At 40.2% G+C, this 1,051-nt stretch carries 1 pseudogene; it reads left to right on the forward strand.

The annotated features are described in order from the left end of the window. Positions 1-783 (forward strand): annotated as a pseudogene (locus QI30_RS20550) (plasmid recombination protein); the annotation flags it as partial. Positions 784-1,051 lie beyond the last annotated feature (268 nt).

Consider the following 1,051-nt stretch of genomic DNA (forward strand, 5'->3'; position numbering starts at 1 on the left):
GTGTCGTTTGACCGTGCGATTATTCAACAAGATCCGGCGTTGGATAAAACTCGCCCGTTTGATGATTGGCGGGAAAAAGAAGTCCAGTTGCTAGAAGAAAAATTATTGGATCGTGGAATTGAGCGGAAATTGGTTGGCACGAATTCATATAAAGACGTGAATGAATACAAGGAAAAACAGGACTTATTGAACGAAATTGCCGTGTTAGAGGGGAAAGTCGATGAAAAGAAAAATGAGTTTTTAGCGATTAGCAAAAATGTTCCTGATAAGAATTTGGTGCTGAAACCAAAGCGAAAAGAAATCAAAACCGAAGTCGTTCCGAAAATGTTCGGGAAACCGGAAATCCATCAAAAAGAAACCGGGAATTATGTTTTCACTCCTAAGCAGATGGAACAGCTGGAAACAATCGTGACAGCTGCGGTTGCGGTAAAAAAAGATTATGAGCGGTTGCAAAGTATGAATCCTGTCATAGAAAATGAAAAGCTTCGTGAGGAAGTCTATCAAAAGACCAATGAAAATTATAAGCTGAAGAACGAAAATAAGGAACTCCGTTCAGAGAACAGAGATTTAAAAGACCTGATAGGCGATTTACGGCACGAAGTCGGTTTGTTGTATCAAAGTGCCAAAGATTTCGTAAAAGAGCGTACAGAGGGCGTCAGGGCCGTTAAAAACGTTTTTAAGGAATTAGTAGATAAAGTGAGGGAGCGAAACCCTGGGAGCGAATTTGAGCGCCTGTATAAGCGTGAGAAAGCTCGGGAGAGGGATCGAGGAATGGAAAGATGAAAACACGCCTTTTAGGCGTGTTTTTTAAGGTTTTGAGCGAAGCGAAAAACGGTTTTTTCTTATCTTGATATAAGGGTAACATCTTCGATTTACCCTGAAGGGTCTTGAGCCCTTGATACGAATGGCTTTAACGCAAAAAACCTTGCATGCTACAGCATAGTGTTGTATTGTTTTAATTGTCGAGATCAAAACAATAAACTATGACGGTAGGTGCAAGTTTTTAAGTGCCGTGATTGGCGTTTATTAACTTAAGTTATATGAGCCACTA

The organism is Candidatus Kurthia intestinigallinarum, from assembly GCF_003991225.1.
GTDB lineage: Bacteria > Bacillota > Bacilli > Bacillales_A > Planococcaceae > Kurthia > Kurthia populi.